11 protein-coding genes are annotated in these 17218 nt (G+C 71.6%); 1 reads left to right on the top strand and 10 read right to left on the bottom strand.

The genetic code is table 11. The features are described 5' to 3' along the window. Positions 1 to 8: 8 nt before the first annotated feature. The 10 genes from rpsG to KKR89_RS13235 all read right to left on the bottom strand — a co-directional run bounded on the left by rpsG (position 9) and on the right by KKR89_RS13235 (position 15661). Positions 9 to 479 (bottom strand): 30S ribosomal protein S7, encoded by a 471-nt coding sequence (rpsG, locus tag KKR89_RS13190; protein WP_135973049.1) that lies wholly within the window; start codon positions 477 to 479, stop codon positions 9 to 11. A gap of 5 nt (positions 480 to 484) precedes the next feature. Then, on the bottom strand, positions 485 to 853 hold the full coding sequence (gene rpsL / locus KKR89_RS13195) for a 30S ribosomal protein S12 (protein ID WP_013117883.1): 369 nt from the start codon (positions 851 to 853) through the stop codon (positions 485 to 487). A gap of 400 nt (positions 854 to 1253) precedes the next feature. Next, a complete protein-coding gene (locus KKR89_RS13200) occupies positions 1254 to 1598 on the bottom strand; it encodes a hypothetical protein (protein WP_208195838.1) in 345 nt (114 codons plus the stop codon). Positions 1599 to 1747: 149 nt separating this feature from the next. Continuing rightward, a complete protein-coding gene (locus tag KKR89_RS13205) occupies positions 1748 to 2095 on the bottom strand; it encodes a hypothetical protein (RefSeq protein WP_208195839.1) in 348 nt (115 codons plus the stop codon). After that, positions 2092 to 3579 carry a C2 family cysteine protease gene (locus KKR89_RS13210; RefSeq protein WP_208195840.1) on the bottom strand — a complete coding sequence of 496 codons (1488 nt, stop codon included), beginning with the start codon at positions 3577 to 3579 and terminating at the stop codon, positions 2092 to 2094. The genes KKR89_RS13205 and KKR89_RS13210 overlap by 4 nt, the downstream gene beginning before the upstream one ends. Positions 3580 to 3753: 174 nt before the next feature. Next, complete coding sequence (locus KKR89_RS13215) at positions 3754 to 7623, bottom strand: DNA-directed RNA polymerase subunit beta' (protein ID WP_208195841.1); 3870 nt, start codon at positions 7621 to 7623, stop codon at positions 3754 to 3756. Between the two features lie 118 nt (positions 7624 to 7741). Continuing rightward, the gene (gene rpoB, locus KKR89_RS13220; protein ID WP_208195842.1) at positions 7742 to 11248 is read right to left on the bottom strand and encodes a DNA-directed RNA polymerase subunit beta; all 3507 of its coding nucleotides are present in this window, start codon (positions 11246 to 11248) and stop codon (positions 7742 to 7744) included. A gap of 432 nt (positions 11249 to 11680) precedes the next feature. After that, entirely contained in the window at positions 11681 to 12070 is a 390-nt protein-coding gene (gene rplL, locus KKR89_RS13225) for a 50S ribosomal protein L7/L12 (protein WP_208195843.1), read from the bottom strand. A gap of 94 nt (positions 12071 to 12164) precedes the next feature. After that, positions 12165 to 12695 (bottom strand): 50S ribosomal protein L10, encoded by a 531-nt coding sequence (gene rplJ / locus KKR89_RS13230; protein WP_208195844.1) that lies wholly within the window; start codon positions 12693 to 12695, stop codon positions 12165 to 12167. A 299-nt stretch (positions 12696 to 12994) separates the two neighbouring features. After that, positions 12995 to 15661: a CHAT domain-containing protein gene (locus tag KKR89_RS13235; protein WP_208195845.1), complete on the bottom strand. Its 2667-nt coding sequence runs from the start codon at positions 15659 to 15661 to the stop codon at positions 12995 to 12997. 86 nt (positions 15662 to 15747) lie between these two features. Here KKR89_RS13235 and KKR89_RS13240 point away from each other — a divergent pair, with 86 nt between their 5' ends. Next, the gene (locus KKR89_RS13240; protein ID WP_208195846.1) at positions 15748 to 17190 is read left to right on the top strand and encodes a S8 family peptidase; all 1443 of its coding nucleotides are present in this window, start codon (positions 15748 to 15750) and stop codon (positions 17188 to 17190) included. Positions 17191 to 17218: the final 28 nt, after the last annotated feature.

Raw genomic sequence — 17218 nt, forward strand, 5'->3', positions numbered from 1 at the left:
CGCCGGGGTCACCAGCGGTAGTGCGCGAACGCCCGGTTGGACTCGGCCATCTTGTGCATGTCCTCGCGACGCTTCACCGCGGCACCCAGGCCGTTGGACGCGTCGAGGATCTCGTTCATGAGGCGCTCGGTCATGGTCTTCTCGCGACGGGCGCGCGAGAAGTCCGTGAGCCAGCGCAGCGCCAGCGTCGTGGCACGCACGGGGCGCACCTCGATCGGCACCTGGTAGGTGGCGCCACCGACGCGACGGGACTTGACCTCGATGGAGGGACGCACGTTGTCCAGCGCGCGCTTGAGCACGACGACCGGGTCGGACTGCGTCTTGTCACGGACGCCCTCGAGCGCGCCGTAGACGATGGCCTCGGCGACGGTCTTCTTGCCGTCGAGGAGGACCTTGTTGATGAGCTGCGTGACCACCGGCGAGCCGTAGACGGGGTCGACGATCAGCGGCCGCTTCGGAGCGGGACCCTTGCGAGGCATCTGTCTCAGCCCTTCTTCGCGCCGTAGCGGCTGCGTGCCTGCTTGCGGTTCTTGACGCCCTGCGTGTCGAGCGCACCGCGCACGATCTTGTAGCGGACGCCGGGGAGGTCCTTCACACGACCGCCGCGCACGAGCACGATGGAGTGCTCCTGCAGGTTGTGGCCGACGCCCGGGATGTACGCCGTGACCTCGATGCCCGAGGAGAGGCGCACGCGCGCCACCTTGCGCAGCGCCGAGTTCGGCTTCTTCGGGGTGGTCGTGTAGACACGGGTGCACACACCGCGTCGCTGGGGGGAGCCCTTGAGGGCAGGCGTCTTCGACTTGTTCGTCTTCGCCTGCCGGCCCTTGCGGACCAGCTGCTGGATCGTAGGCACTACGTCTCCGTCTGTCGGTGTTCTCTGGTCTGACCGGCACCCGTCACCCTGGACGGCCGGCTCGGCCCGGATCGTCGCCCGTCGCGCGACTACCCCGGAGGTCTCGAGTCCCGAACCGACCCCCGCGCCCGGGCGTGTCGCCCCGGCCCTCCGCACGGCGACCGTCCCGTACGGGACCGTTCCGGTAGAGGTGGGAGCCACCCGGTGCATCCCGGACGCACCCCGTCAAGGGGGCGGGCGACCGAGTGCACGCGCAAGGGCCCGACGGCGCGGGCACGGTGTCCTACGCTACCCGCCGTCGCCGGGCGCGTCAAAGGCCGAGGTGCGGGGCGGGAGCCGACCCCGGCAGTACCTCGGCACGACGGAGGCCGACCCGGCGCAGGCCGGTGACGGCCGGTCGTCACCCGGCGGGCAGCACCCAGGCCTGGCCGCTCTCCTCGACGACGTCGTCGCCGGAGCCCTCGACCTCGACCTTCACGAGCTCGAAGCTCTTCCCCTTGACCTCGCCCGACCGCCCGACGGTGAGGTCGACCGCGTCGTCGAAGTCCTGGCCGTCCGAGGCGATCAGTGAGATGCTGTCCTCCCCGAAGTTGGCTGCCGTGAGCGTGAGTCCGTCGACCTCGACCGGCTCCCCCGCCTTCAGGTGCACCGCACCCTCGGGCACGTCCTGACCGCCGCAGGCCGCGAGCAGGGCGACCAGCCCGACGACCAGAGCACTCCGGAACCCTCGTCCGCCTCGTCCCACCGGGCGACCTCATCTCGTCTCGACGCGTCTCGGTGCGCGGTGCGTGCCGACCGGCGCGGGACCGCGGCCCGATGGTAGCGGCTCGCGCGTGCAGCACGGGCGGTTTGTCCGTCTGTGGACGCACGGCGAGCACCCCGGCCCCACCCGGCTCAGTCCTGCTCGACGACCACCCACGCGACCGCGTCGGGCAGGTCGCCCCGGTCGTCCCCGCCCACGTCGGTCGCGACCAGGGTGAACGACACGCCCAGCGCCTCGACCGTCTCACCCACGCGGGCGTCGAGCACGGTCGCCGGCGACGTCCCGTCCGCGACGCTCAGCACGGCCCGGTCCTCCTCGACGTTGCCGGCCACGACGCTCAGCCCCGCGACGTCGGTCGGGATGTTCGCGCGCAGCCGCACGGCGTCGTCCGGCACCGGCTCCTCCTCCGTGCTCGTGCATCCGACCAGCAGCCCCGCCACGGTCACCGCGACCAGCGCGGACCGCCGACCGCCCCTCACGGGTGCACCTCGTTCACGCGGACCTGCCGGAACGACGCGTCGAAGTCCTCGATCGTCATCGTGATCGGTGGGTACGAGGCGGTTCCCCACGGGTTGACCACGGTCACCGTGCCCTTCTTGGTGTCGACGGCGCTCACATAGTAGGCGTGGCCCCGGTGGAGCATGTCGGTCCCGGCCTGCGCCTGGTACGTGGACAGCCCCGTGCCCTCACCCTTGGCCATGGCCGACAGGCCGATGGCGCCGCCGTCCTCGATGATGCCGGCGAGCTCGTCGATGCTCAGGCCGCCCGGGTCGTGGTTCGTCGACGGCACCCCGGTCAGGATCTCCAGGCCCACGTCGGCGGTCCCGCCCTCGGTCTTCTCGTAGTCGCCGTAGTGCAGCGCCAGCGCCTTCTCCATCACCAGGGGCCACAGCTCGTACCCCGTCGTCCGGTCGTCGCCCAGCAGGTACTGCGGCGACCGCGCCAGCGCCGGCGCACCGTCCACGAGCACCATCTCCGGGGTGACCGTGACGTGGACGGGCGAGCCGTCGTCGTAGAGACGGACCGTGTAGGAGCCGTTGGCGTTGGACGTGATCGCGCCCTCGATGACGCCCGGGTCGGCCTGGGCGACCGCGCCCAACGAGGCCATCCACCAGCAGTTGCCGATGGACCCCTGGTCGACGTCGTTCGGGTCCACGCCCTGCACGAACAGGTCGTGCGGCACCTCGCCGTACACGCCGGCGTTGGCCGGGCTGTCCGGCTCGGCCTGGGCGTCGTCGCCGCCCACCGTCGAGAACGACGGCTGCAGCTCGTCCGTGAAGCCCGCCAGCCGGTCCAGCGTCTCCTTGGACGCCTGTCCCGCCATCAGCTCCCACAGCTCGCGACGCTCGTCGCGGGACCAGCCGCTGAAGGCCCAGCCGTCCTCCATCTGGTCGACCCAGTGCTCGAGCTCGTCGTCGCTCATCGCGGCGACGAGGGCGTCGATCTCGCGGCCGTTGAGCTGCTCGACCGCCTCGCGGGCGTCGGCGAGGTCGCCGCTGCGCACCCCCCAGAACCCGCCGTCGAGGGCGTCCCGCACGTCGTCCAGCGCCTCGTCGACGCGCTCCTGGTCCGCCGCGGGCCGCGTGTCGTCCGCGTTGACGAAGTCGGGACCGCCGCCCGTCGCCCCGGTGTCGGCCGTCGTGGGGGCTGCGGGCTCCTCGGCCCGGTCCGGGCCCGTGGCCGCACCGTCCTCGCCCTCCGCGACGGGCGGGGGCGCCGTGTCGTCACCCCCGTAGTACGTGGGCGTGTCCTCACCGCCGCAGTCACCCGCCTGGGTGCCGATCGAGCGCACCGCGCACGTGACGCGCTCGGCGAGCGTCGTCCCGACGTCGGAGACGCGCGCGGCGGCGATGACACCGGCGACGATGATCACCACGACGATGACGACGCCGAGGTACTCGACGGATCCGGCGCCGCGGTCGGACGTCTCGTGCGCACGCGCGCGCGTCCTCAGGGTGGCCATGCCCGAACTCTCGCGTGCCCGGCGGACCGCGTGGCAGTGCCCCTGGTCCCCGTCGCGTGGGCCCATGGGCCCAGCAAGGACACCCGGGTGCGCCCGGGTGCGCCCGGGACGCCCGAGGGGCCCGTCGGTCGAACCGACGGGCCCCTCGGGGGTCGTGCTGGGAGGTGGTCGACCTCAGCGGTAGTCGCCGAAGTCGATGTCCTCGAGCGGGATCGCCTCGCCGGTGCCCAGACCGAGCGCCGGGAAGTCGATCTCGTCGTAGCCGAAGGCCGGGTACAGCTCGGCCTTCGCCTCCTCGGTCGCCTCCACCGCCACGTTCCGGTACCGGGGCAGCCCGGTGCCGGCGGGGATGAGCTTGCCGAGGATGACGTTCTCCTTCAGGCCCAGCAGCGGGTCCGAACGGCTCGACATCGCGGCCTCGGTGAGCACCTTCGTCGTCTCCTGGAAGGAGGCCGCCGAGAGCCACGAGTCCGTCGCGAGCGACGCCTTCGTGATGCCCATGAGCTCGGGACGACCCGAGGCCGGCTGACCGCCCTCGGAGACCGCCTTGCGGTTGAAGTCCTCGAAGCGACCGCGCTCGGCCAGCTCGCCGGGCAGCAGGCCCGTCTCGCCGGAGTCGAGCACCGTCACGCGCCGCAGCATCTGCCGCACGATGACCTCGATGTGCTTGTCGTGGATGTCCACGCCCTGCGAGCGGTAGACCTCCTGGACCTCGTCCACCAGGTGCTTCTGCGTGGCACGCGGGCCGAGGATGCGCAGCACCTTCTTCGGGTCGACGGCGCCCACGACGAGCTGGGTGCCGACCGACACGTGGTCGCCGTCCTGGATGAGCAGGCGCGACCGCTTGGTGATGGCGTAGCGGATCTCCTCGGAACCGTCGTCCGGGGTCAGGACGAGCGCACGTGCACGGTCCGTCTCCTCGATCGCGATCCGGCCCGAGAACTCCGCGATGTGCGCCTCACCCTTGGGGGTGCGGGCCTCGAAGAGCTCCTGGACACGGGGCAGACCCTGCGTGATGTCGTCCGCCGAGGCCACACCACCGGTGTGGAACGTGCGCATCGTCAGCTGCGTGCCGGGCTCACCGATCGACTGGGCGGCGATGATGCCGACCGCCTCGCCGATGTCGACGAGCTTGCCGGTGGCCAGCGAGCGGCCGTAGCACTTGGCGCACGTGCCGACGCGGGACTCGCAGGTGAGCACCGAGCGGATCTTGAGCTCGGTGACGCCCGTCTCCAGCAGCCGGTCGAGCAGGACGTCGCCGACGTCGTCGCCCGAGCGGCCGATGACCTCGCCCTCCACCTCGATGTCGGTGGCGAGCGTCCGCGAGTACACGGACGTCTCCACCTTGTCGTGGCGCCGCAGCGTGCCGTCCGCCGCCGCCACGCCGATCGGCATGGTCAGGCCGCGCTCGGTGCCGCAGTCGTCCTCACGGACGATGACGTCCTGCGAGACGTCCACCAGACGACGCGTGAGGTAGCCCGAGTCGGCGGTCCGCAGAGCGGTGTCCGCGAGACCCTTGCGGGCGCCGTGCGTCGCGATGAAGTACTCGAGGACGGACAGGCCCTCGCGGTAGTTCGCCTTGATCGGGCGAGGGATGATCTCGCCCTTCGGGTTGGCGACCAGGCCACGCATGCCCGCGATCTGGCGGACCTGCATCCAGTTGCCTCGCGCACCGGAGCCGACCATGCGGAACACGGTGTTGCGGGGCGGGAAGTTGGCCTGCATGGCCTTGGCGACCTTGTCGGTGGCGTTCGTCCAGATCTCGATGAGCTCCTGACGACGCTCGTCGTCGGTGATCAGGCCCTTCTCGTACTGGCCCTGCACCTTCGCCGCGCGCGCCTCGTGCTCGTCGAGGATGTCCTGCTTCTCGGCAGGCGTCGCGACGTCGGAGATCGCGATCGTCACGCCCGAGCGGGTGGCCCAGCGGAAGCCGGCCTCCTTCAGGGCGTCGAGCGACGCGGCGACCTCGACCTTCGGGTACCGCTCGGCCAGGTCGTTGACGATGACCGACAGGCGCTTCTTGTCGACGACGCCGTTCTCGTACGGGTAGTCGACGGGCAGCAGCTCGTTGAAGAGCGCACGGCCCAGCGTCGTCTCGAACAGGAGCGTCTGCCCCGGCTCCCAGCCCTCGGGCGCCTGGTCCTCGGAGAGCACCAGGTCGTCGAACCGGATCTTCACGACCGCGTTGAGGTCGAGCGAGCCCTGGTCGAACGCCATGATCGCCTCGGACACCGAGCTGAACGCACGGCCCTGGCCCTCCGGGTCCTCCTTGTCGGAGGTCAGGTGGAACAGACCGATGATCATGTCCTGCGAGGGCATGGTCACGGGCCGGCCGTCGGACGGCTTGAGGATGTTGTTGCTCGAGAGCATGAGGATGCGGGCCTCGGCCTGCGCCTCCGCGCTCAGGGGCAGGTGGACGGCCATCTGGTCACCGTCGAAGTCCGCGTTGAACGCGGCGCACACGAGCGGGTGCAGGTGGATCGCCTTGCCCTCGACGAGCTGCGGCTCGAACGCCTGGATGCCCAGACGGTGCAGCGTGGGTGCACGGTTGAGCAGCACCGGGTGCTCGGTGATGACCTCCTCGAGCACGTCCCACACGACCGGGCGCGCGCGCTCGACCATGCGCTTGGCCGACTTGATGTTCTGCGCGTGGTTGAGGTCCACCAGGCGCTTCATCACGAACGGCTTGAACAGCTCGAGCGCCATCTGCTTGGGCAGGCCGCACTGGTGCAGCTTGAGCTGCGGGCCGACGACGATGACCGAACGGCCCGAGTAGTCGACGCGCTTGCCGAGCAGGTTCTGGCGGAACCGGCCCTGCTTGCCCTTGAGCATGTCCGAGATCGACTTCAGCGGACGGTTGCCGGGGCCCGTGACCGGGCGACCGCGGCGGCCGTTGTCGAACAGCGAGTCCACGGCCTCCTGGAGCATCCGCTTCTCGTTGTTGACGATGATCTCCGGCGCGCCCAGGTCCAGGAGCCGCTTGAGGCGGTTGTTCCGGTTGATGACGCGGCGGTACAGGTCGTTCAGGTCCGACGTGGCGAACCGGCCACCGTCGAGCTGGACCATCGGGCGCAGGTCCGGCGGGATGACCGGGACCGCGTCGAGGACCATGCCCGTCGGCGAGTTGTTCGTCGTGAGGAACGCGTTGACCACCTTGAGCCGCTTGAGCGCGCGCGTCTTGCGCTGGCCCTTGCCGTTCTTGATGGTGTCGCGCAGCGACTCGGACTCCGCGTCGAGGTCGAACGCCTCGAGACGCTTCTGGATCGCCGCGGCGCCCATCGAGCCCTCGAAGTAGTTGCCGTAGCGGTCCTGCAGCGCGCGGTACAGCATCTCGTCGCCCTCGAGGTCGGCGACCTTGAGGTTCTTGAACCGGTCCCAGACCTGCTCGAGGCGGTCGAGCTCGGCGTCCGCACGCTTGCGGATCTGCGCCATCTCGCGCTCGGCGGAGTCGCGGACCTTGCGGCGCGCGTCGGCCTTGGCACCCTCGGCCTCGAGCTCGGCCAGGTCGGCCTCGAGCTTGGCGGCGCGGGTGTTGATGTCGTTGTCGCGGCGGTCCGAGATCTCCTTCTTCTCCAGGTCGATCTCGTTCTGGAGGTTGGGGAGGTCCTCCTGGCGGCCGTCCACGTCGACCCACGTGATCATGTAGGCCGCGAAGTAGATGACCTTCTCCAGGTCCTTGGGCGCCAGGTCGAGCAGGTAGCCCAGCCGCGACGGCACACCCTTGAAGAACCAGATGTGCGTGACGGGGGCGGCGAGCTCGATGTGGCCCATGCGCTCACGGCGGACCTTCGAGCGCGTCACCTCGACGCCGCAGCGCTCGCAGATGATGCCCTTGAAGCGCACGCGCTTGTACTTGCCGCAGTAGCACTCCCAGTCCCGGGTGGGGCCGAAGATCTTCTCGCAGAAGAGTCCGTCCTTCTCCGGCTTGAGGGTGCGGTAGTTGATGGTCTCGGGCTTCTTCACCTCGCCGTGCGACCAGGCACGGATGTCGTCGGCCGTGGCCAGGCCGATGCGCAGCTCGTCGAAGACGTTGACGTCGAGCAAGGGGGTCCTACTTCCTTCGCTTGCCGGTTTCGAGAACCAGCGGAACGGAAATCGTGCTGAGGGGTGCGGGCGCCCGGTCCGGCATCACGGATGTGTGCAGCCGGACCGGGGCTCGACGTCAGATCTCTTCGACGCTGCTGGCGTTCGGGCGCCGCGACAGGTCGATGCCGAGCTCTTCCGCGGCGCGGTAGACCTCGTCGTCGTTCTCCTTCATGTCGATGGAGACGCCGTCGGAGGACAGCACCTCGACGTTCAGGCAGAGGGACTGCATCTCCTTGAGCAGGACCTTGAACGACTCGGGGATCCCGGAGTCCGGGATGTTCTCGCCCTTGACGATCGCCTCGTAGACCTTCACGCGGCCCGGGACGTCGTCCGACTTGATGGTGAGCAGCTCCTGCAGCGTGTAGGCGGCGCCGTACGCCTCGAGTGCCCACACCTCCATCTCGCCGAACCGCTGGCCACCGAACTGCGCCTTACCACCCAGCGGCTGCTGCGTGATCATCGAGTACGGGCCCGTCGAGCGAGCGTGGATCTTGTCGTCCACGAGGTGGTGCAGCTTGAGGATGTACATGTAGCCGACCGACACGGGCTCGGGGAACGGCTCGCCGGAGCGGCCGTCGAACAGCCGCGCCTTGCCGTCGCCCTTGACCATGCGCTCGCCGTCCCGGTTCGGCAGCGTCGAGCCGAGCAGACCGGTGAGGGTCTGCTCCGGCACGCCGTCGAACACGGGGGTGGCGACCGGGTTGCCGGGCTTCGAGCTCGCGACAGCGTCGGGGACGCCCTCGCGCCAGACGGCCTCGCCCTCGGCGAGCTTGATGTCCCAGCCCTGCTTGGCCACCCAGCCGAGGTGCGTCTCGAGGACCTGGCCGACGTTCATGCGGCCGGGCACGCCGAGCGGGTTGAGGACGACGTCGACGGCCGTGCCGTCCTCGAGGAACGGCATGTCCTCGACGGGCAGGATCTTCGAGATGACGCCCTTGTTGCCGTGACGGCCGGCGAGCTTGTCGCCGTCCGTGATCTTGCGGCGCTGCGCGATGTACACGCGGACCAGCTCGTTGACGCCGGCCGGCAGCTCGTCGCCGTCGTCGCGGCTGAACGTGCGGACCTCGATGACCGTGCCGGACTCGCCGTGCGGCACCTTGAGCGACGTGTCGCGGACCTCGCGGGCCTTCTCACCGAAGATCGCGCGCAGGAGGCGCTCCTCCGGGGTCAGCTCGGTCTCGCCCTTGGGCGTGACCTTGCCGACGAGGATGTCGCCTGCGCCGACCTCGGCACCGATGCGGATGATGCCGCGCTCGTCGAGGTCGCCCAGGACCTCCTCGGAGACGTTCGGGATGTCCCGCGTGATCTCCTCGGGGCCGAGCTTGGTGTCGCGCGCGTCGACCTCGTGCTCCTCGATGTGGATCGAGGACAGCACGTCGTCCTGCACGAGGCGCTGCGACAGGATGATCGCGTCCTCGTAGTTGTGGCCCTCCCACGACATGAAGGCGACCAGCAGGTTGCGGCCGAGCGCGAGCTCGCCCTCGTCCGTCGCCGGGCCGTCGGCCAGCACGGAGCCGACCTCGACGCGCGCGCCGTGCTCGACCAGGACCCGCTGGTTGTAGCAGGTGCCCTGGTTGGAGCGGCGGAACTTGGCGATGCGGTACGTCGACGTCGTCGCGTCGTCGTTGGCGACCACGACCAGGTCGGCGGACACCTCGGTGACCACGCCGGGCTTGGTGGCCACGACCACGTCACCCGCGTCGACGGCCGCACGACGCTCCATGCCGGTACCGACCAGCGGAGCCTCGGAGCGGACCAGCGGCACGGCCTGACGCTGCATGTTGGCGCCCATGAGCGCGCGGTTGGCGTCGTCGTGCTCGAGGAACGGGATGAGCGCGGTCGCGACCGAGACCATCTGGCGCGGCGAGACGTCCATGTAGTCGACGCTGGACGGCGGCACGAGGTCGGGCTCGCCGCCCTTGGTGCGCACGAGGATGGCGTCCTCGACGAACGAGCCGTCGTCGGTCAGCGGCGCGTTCGCCTGGGCGATGATGTGCCGGTCCTCGTCGTCGGCGGTCAGGTAGTCGACCTCGTCGGACACCTTCCCGTCCTTGACGCGGCGGTACGGCGTCTCGACGAACCCGAACGGGTTGATGCGCCCGTAGGTCGCGAGCGAGCCGATGAGGCCGATGTTCGGGCCCTCAGGGGTCTCGATCGGGCACATGCGGCCGTAGTGCGAGGTGTGGACGTCACGGACCTCCATGCCGGCGCGGTCGCGGGACAGACCACCCGGGCCGAGGGCCGACAGACGCCGCTTGTGCGTCAGGCCCGCGAGCGGGTTGTTCTGGTCCATGAACTGCGACAGCTGGCTCGTCCCGAAGAACTCCTTGATGGAGGCCACGACGGGGCGGATGTTGATGAGGGTCTGGGGCGTGATCGCCTCGACGTCCTGCGTCGTCATGCGCTCGCGCACGACGCGCTCCATCCGCGACAGGCCCGTGCGGACCTGGTTCTGGATGAGCTCGCCGACCGCGCGGATGCGACGGTTGCCGAAGTGGTCGATGTCGTCGGGCTCGACGCGGATCTCGATCGACTCGCCGCCGCGCGTGCCGGGCAGCGTGGGCTTGTCGATGTGGAGGGCCGCGAGGTACTTGATCGTCGCGACGACGTCCGAGAGCGTGAGCACCGAGTCGGACAGCGGCGCGTCCTGACCGAGCTTCTTGTTCACCTTGTAGCGGCCGACCTTCGCCAGGTCGTAGCGCTTGGAGTTGAAGTAGAAGTTCTCGAGCAGCGCGCGGCCGGCCTCGACGGTCGGCGGCTCGCCCGGGCGGATCTTGCGGTAGAGGTCGAGCAGCGCCTCGTCCTGCGTCTGGACGTGGTCCTTCTCGAGGGTGTCGATGACCGCGGGGTACTCGGCGAACTCCTCGCGGATCTCGCTCTCGGTCATGCCGAGCGCCTTGAGCAGCACCGTGGCGTTCTGCTTGCGCTTGCGGTCGACGCGCACGCCGACGTTGTCGCGCTTGTCGATCTCGAACTCGAGCCACGCACCGCGGCTCGGGATGATCTTGGCCGTGAGGACGTCCTTGTCGGACGTCTTGTCGGCGGTGCGCTCGAAGTACACGCCCGGGGAGCGGACGAGCTGCGACACGACCACGCGCTCGGTGCCGTTGATGATGAAGGTGCCGCGCTCGGTCATCAGGGGGAAGTCACCCATGAAGACCGTCTGCGACTTGATCTCGCCGGTGGTGTAGTTGACGAACTCCGCCGTCACGAACAGCGGCGCGGCGAAGGTGAAGTCCTTCTCCTTGCACTCGTCGGCCGTGTACTTCGGCGGCTCGAAGCGGTGCTCGCGGAACGAGAGGGACATGGTCCCGCCGAAGTCCTCGATCGGGGAGATCTCCTCGAAGATCTCCTCGAGGCCCGCCGTCTCCGGCACGTCGTTGCGACCGACCTCGAGCGCGGCGGCCACGCGGGCCTGCCAGCGCTCGTTGCCCAGCAGCCAGTCGAAGCTCTCCGTCTGCAGGCCGAGCAGATCGGGGACCTCGAGCGGCTCATGGATCTTGGCGAAGGAGATGCGACGGGATGCGGTGCGGTTCGCGATGGCGTCGGCGGACGGTGCAGAAGGGATGCGCGAGGCAGCCAAGAGGGGTCCTTCCCTGCGGATCGTGGCACGCTGCGCCGCCTGGCGAGGCGCAATCCCCGGCCACGACACGAGGTTCGACGCGCACGTACGTCGGAACCGGAGTCGGGATATCTGAGATCGCGGGCACAGGCCAGCGCAAAGCGCTAGCGTACGCACCTTCGTAGGCTCCGTCAAGTCAGCCCACGCGAAGGGTCCTACGGGCCACACCGCCCGTACCGGCGACCTCGTCGTCGCCGCGTGACATGGTGGCACACGCTGCGCCGCGGGGGAAACGCAACGCCCGTGCGCGGCCGCCGACGGCCGCCGTGGCCGTCCCCCCTGCGCCGGTCCCCGGGTACGACGAAGCCCGCACCCCGAGGGGTGCGGGCTTCGTCGTGCGTGGGTGGCCCCGGCGGTCGCCCGACTCGCGTCAGGCGGCCGACCGGGCCCGGATCACTTGAGGGTGATCGTCGCGCCGGCGCCCTCGAGGGCAGCCTTGGCCTTCTCGGCCGTCTCCTTGTTGACACCCTCCAGGACCGGCTTCGGCGCGCCGTCGACGAGGTCCTTGGCCTCCTTCAGGCCGAGGCTCGTGAGCGTGCGCACCTCCTTGATGACCTGGATCTTCTTGTCACCGGCGGCCTCGAGGACGACGTCGAACGAGTCCTTCTCCTCCTCGACCTCGGCCTCGGCGCCACCGCCGGCCGGGCCGGCGACGGCCACGGCGGCGGGAGCAGCGGCGGTGACCTCGAAGGTCTCCTCGAACGCCTTCACGAAGTCGGACAGCTCGATGAGCGTGAGGTCCTTGAACGCGTCGATGAGCTCGTCGGTGGTGAGCTTCGCCATGGTGGCGGTTCCTTCCGTTCGGACCCGCCGCCCGGTGGTCGGGCGGTGGGAGGTGCTGGGGTTGCTACGAGAACGTGCGGCCGGAGCGTCGGGCTCAGGCTGCGGCGTCGGACTCCTCGCGCTTGACGCGCAGGGCCTCGACGGTGCGCACGGCCTGCGAGGCAGGAGCCGTGAACAGGTACGCGGCCTGGTAGAGCTTGGCCTTCATGACGCCTGCGGCCTTGGCCAGCAGGACCTCGCGGGACTCGAGGTCCGCGAGCTTGGTGATGTCCGCAGCGGTCACGGGGCGGCCGTCGACGACGCCCGCCTTGATGACCAGTGCAGGGTTCGCCTTGGCGAAGTCACGCAGTCCCTTGGCCGCCTCGACCGGGTCACCGGTGACGAAGGCGATCGCCGACGGGCCCTCGAGCACGTCGTCGAGGCCCTCGAGGCCGGCTTCCTTGGCCGCGATCGCGGTCAGCGTGTTCTTCACCACGGCGTAGTTCGCGTTGCCGCTGAGCGCCTTGCGCAGGGTCTTGAGCTGCGCAACGGTGAGCCCGCGGTACTCGGTCAGCACGGCCGCGTTCGAGCCGCGGAAGCGCTCCGTCAGCTCCGCGACAGCGGCAGCCTTGTCCGGCCTCGCCATGGCATTCCTTCCGATGGTGGTGCCACCGGGCGTCTTCCGTCACGACGCAGGAACGACAAGAGCCCCGCGCAGGCGCGGGGCTCGGACACGGGCGTCCGCCCGGGCCGGGGCCACGGGCAGCACGTTGACGTGCGACGAACTCTCACCTGCGCAGGCCCCCGCGTCATGCGGAGCTTCGGCCGGTCCGACGAGCGGACCGACGACCGGCGGTCTTGGGCGCGCCCACAGTACGACACACCCCGGGGTGCCTCCAAATCACGGGGACGTCGACCGGCCCCCGAGACACCCGCCACCGAGCGTCACGCCGCGCCGTGGGCGCTGAACGTGCACCAGTTGACGAACCCCGCGGGGGTGTCCCGGTCGATCTCTCCCCGCGCGCCGTGCAGCGCCCTCGCCATGGTCTGCCCCACCGCGAGCCGCCGGTGCAGCGCGAGCATGAGGTCGACGACCTCGACGTCCGGCACCGCGGCGATCGACGCGACGACGCCCGCGGTCCCCCGCGACAGCATGGCTGACACCAGCCCGAGCACCTCGTCGCCCTCGTACGCCACGTCCGCGCCGGAGTGGCACGAGGCGAGCACCAGGCGCCGCGGGGCGACCCCGGCCCGGTGCAGCTCCTGCACCGTGACGGGCCCGTCGGCCAGCACGACCGACGAGAACATGGGGTTGTCCGAGCGCAGCGCGCCATGACAGGCGAGGTGCGCCAGCTCGGCGCGTCCGATCTCCGCCACCACGGCGTCGGCACGGCTCTGCGCCGCGCCCAGGACACGGACCGCCGGGTGCAGGGCACGCAACGCCTCGACCTCGTCCCCCGCACCCCGCAGGTCCGGCCCGGCCACCAGGACCACCGGCATCCCCGGGTCGGGTGCGCGTGCCAGCGTCCGCATCCACGCGGTCGCCGACGGCGCGAGCGCCACCGGTCCGTCGTGCAGCGCGGACCAGGGCGCGCCGTGCAGGACGCCCACCGGCACGACGACGAGCTCGTCGTCGTGCCGCACGCCGAGCGGCGCGACCAGCACCGCCCGCAGCTGCGCGATGCGCAGGTCGGCGCTCGCCCGCGCCGCCTCGGCCGCCGCGCGGCTGCTGGGGTCGACCATGCGACGCAGCGCGAAGACGAGCGCCTGCAGGGTGCCGGCGACGAGACCCGCGACGGTGCCGAGGTCCACGACCCGGGCACGCGCGGCGTCGACCACGACCGCGACCACGCGGTCCCCGTACCGCCCGTACTCGACGAGGACCCGCCCGCCCAGCGCGCGCCGGACCGTGCCGAGGCCGGGCACCAGGGTCGCGGACCCCCCGGAGGACACGTCCTCGAGCCACGCCGAACGACGGGTGTCGGCCGCGAGGTCGTCGTCCGCGACGATCACGGATCCCCGACGGGCCGGGCCCGGACCGGGCACCTCACGGGGCGCCCGCGCCGCAGGTCGCGACACGTGGACCGGCGTGCCTGCCCCCGCCGGGACGAGCTCGAGCGCCGCCCCACGGGTCTGCTCCATCCAGCGCAGGACGGCCGCCGGTGACCCGCGACGCACGACCACGTCGAGCCCGAGCTCTCCGAGCTCGGCGCCGTGGCCCGACGCGAGCGCCCGCAGCTCCATCGTCGGCAGCGTGGCCCGGTGCCGCGCCAGGTCGCGCAGGCCCGCGCGGCACTCGGCGAGCAGGGCGTCGTCCAGGCCCCGGAGCCGGGCCGCGAGCGCGGCTGCGATCCTGCCCCGCAGCCGCACCGACAGCGGCCCGCCACGCGCGAGGTCGGCCGCGGCGTCGTACCGAGCGACCGCGCGACGGTGCGCGCCGAGCGCGGCCGCGACACGCGCCCCGACGAGGTGCGCGTCGGCACCCTGGGCCAGCTCGCCCGACCGCGTGAGCCGCATCGCCGCACGCTGCACCGACGCCAGCTCGGGGGCTCCCGCGCGACCCAGCCGCGTGAGCGCCTGCACCGACACCAGGACCGCGCGGTCGTAGGCCCCGGGACGTCCCTGCCGTCGGGCGCGCTCACGCACGACCGCGGCGTGCTCGGCGGCCTGCTCGGCGTCACCCGCGAGCAGCAGGGTCTCCGCGAGCGAGATCCGCGCGTCGACCTCGAGGAGGTCCGCACCCGCACCCACGATCTCCTCGAGCGCGCGGCGCCCGGCGGCCGCGGCCTCGGGCAGCAGCCGCAGCTCCCGCATGGTCTCGGCGTACTGGAGGTAGTACTCCCCCGGCGACTGGCCGGCCTCCTGCAGAGCCCGCGCCGCCGCGTCGAGGTCCCGCAGGCCCTGGGCCAGCCGCCCGGTGTGGACCTCGATGAGCGAGCGGGTGAGGTACGGCCACGACCGCAGCGCGGGCCCGAGCCTGGCCGCGCCGTCGACCGCGGCCTGGGCCCAGAGCAGCGCCTCGGAGTACTCGGCACGACCCACCAGCACGAGAGCGAGGTTGTTCGCGGCCCGGACGAGGTCCGCGCTGTCGGCCGCCGCCTCGCGCGCGACGGTCCGGTAGCGCTCCTCGGCGTGCGTGAGCCGCCCCGAGTTGTGGTCCATGACGGCGAGCTGCAGCTGGAGCCGCAGGTGGAGACCGACCAGGTCCGGGTCGTTCCCCCCGCGCTCGTCGACCACACGCAGCGCCGCCAGCGCGTCCGACCGCGACTGCGCCGTCCGCCCCAGCTCGAGCCGGGCCACGGACCTGCTCGCGAGCAACCAGGCGCCCACCACGGGCAGGTGCGCGCGACGCGCGACACGTATCGCCTCGCCGAGGATCGTCTCCGCCGCGGCCGGGTCGCCGTCGTGCCGGTGCAGCACGGCCAGGGCACGCAGTCCCCAGGCGAGCGGCTCCGGCTCGCGCAGGGCCCGGGCGGTGGCGACGACGCGCGTGGCATCGGGCCGCGCACCGGCGGGGTCCTTGTCGAGCGCGTCCCGCAGCGCCCGCGCGTCCTGCAGCAGGCCCGCGCGCACCTCACCGTCGGACGGCCCCGCCGGTGTCTCGTGCTGCACTCTCGGATCTTAGGGTCCGCGATGTATCAGGTGGGCGCCGGGGCGACTCTGCAGCGTGAGACCGACCGAGGACGAGGAGCACTGACGTGACACGATTCCGGGACCGCGGAGCCGGGCAGCCGTTCGGCGCGGAGTACGAGCAGCGCCTGACCGGAGGCTCGCCCCCGAGGCGCGGGGCCGAGAGCGCGCCGCGCGGCACACCACGTCCCGTCGTCGGCTACGCCGAGCGCCTGCGCGCCGACCTGTCCCCCGGCGGGGGCGGACCGGACGTCCTGGCACGCCGGGACGCTGTCGTGGGCCGCCTGCAGGAGGGCTGGTCGAGCCGTGGTGGGGAGCTCGACGTCGTGCGCAACCGCCACGGGTCCGACGTCTTCCCGGTGGTCGGCGAGCTGCTGGTCGCGCCGTCGACGTGGCAGGACGTCCGCGCGGAGGTGGAGGCGGCCGGGCTCGAGCAGGTCGACCTCGGCCACCCGGAGCTCGAGGGCCGGATCGTCCGCCTGCGGGCCACCGACCCTCGCCGCGCACGCCGCCTGACGGGCCTCGTCAGCTCGCTGCGGTCGCGGGGGCACGCCGTCTCACCGTCCTACGTGACGCCGCTGGGCGGCGGACCGATCATGAAACCCACGTCGGGGGCGTTCGCCCCGCAGGTCGCGTCCTTCCGCGAGTACGAGGCGTCCACCTCCCCACACGGCCAGGGCGTCGTCGTCGCCGTGATCGACACCGGCGTGACGGCCGAGCAGCGCACCGACGGCTGGCTCGGGACCGTGGCGCGCGTGGCCGTGGACGACCCCACGGACCACGGCGACCAGTCCAACATCGACCCGCTCGACGCCGAGCCGCGGGACGGCTACCTCGACGTCTACGCCGGCCACGGCACGTTCGTCGCGGGCATCGTGGCCCAGGTGGCGCCTGCGGCCGAGATCCGCCTGTACAAGGCCGTCGGCCCCGGCGGCGCGGGCAGCGAGCTCGACGTCGCCTGTGCGCTGATCCGTGCCGTCCGCGACGGCGCGCACGTCGTCAACCTCTCGCTCGGCACGCAGACGCTGTTCGACGAGCCGTCCCTCGCGCTGGGCATCGCCCTCGACGTGGTGCGCGAGATCGAGGACGAGCGCGGCTGGCCGAGCGTCCTGGTGTCGTCCGCGGGGAACTACGGCGACGACACCCCGACCTGGCCGGCCGCGTTCGGCCGCGTCATCGCCGTCGGGGGCCTGACCGCCGACCTGCGACCGACCGACTGGTCGAGCAGGGGCTCCTGGGTCGACTTCTCCGCCGTCGGCGAGGGGGTGCTGTCCACGTTCGTCCGTGGCCGGCAGAACCCGGTGTTCGGCTCCGACCCGCAGGACTTCGGCGCGAACGCCTTCGCCCAGTGGGTGGGCACGTCCTTCGCCGCCCCCCAGGTCGCCGGGGCGATCGCACGCACCATGACCGAGCTCGGGGTCGACGGGCCGCAGGCCGTCCACGCTCTTCTCGCCGCCGGCAAGCCCGTCGCAGGCTTCGGCCGGGCCCTGCAGATCCTCCCGGGAGCCTGACGTGCTGGGCACCTGCCTCGTCGAGCGT

Source organism: Cellulomonas dongxiuzhuiae (assembly GCF_018623035.1).
Taxonomy (GTDB): domain Bacteria; phylum Actinomycetota; class Actinomycetes; order Actinomycetales; family Cellulomonadaceae; genus Cellulomonas; species Cellulomonas dongxiuzhuiae.

Excerpts from the sequence above, each read along its gene's own strand:
- rpsG (WP_135973049.1), bottom strand. The coding sequence starts at position 479 with ATGCCTCGCAAGGGTCCCGCTCCGAAGCGGCCGCTGATCGTCGACCCC.
- KKR89_RS13210 (WP_208195840.1), bottom strand. The coding sequence starts at position 3,579 with ATGGCCACCCTGAGGACGCGCGCGCGTGCGCACGAGACGTCCGACCGC.
- rplL (WP_208195843.1), bottom strand. The coding sequence starts at position 12,070 with ATGGCGAAGCTCACCACCGACGAGCTCATCGACGCGTTCAAGGACCTC.
- rplJ (WP_208195844.1), bottom strand. The coding sequence starts at position 12,695 with ATGGCGAGGCCGGACAAGGCTGCCGCTGTCGCGGAGCTGACGGAGCGC.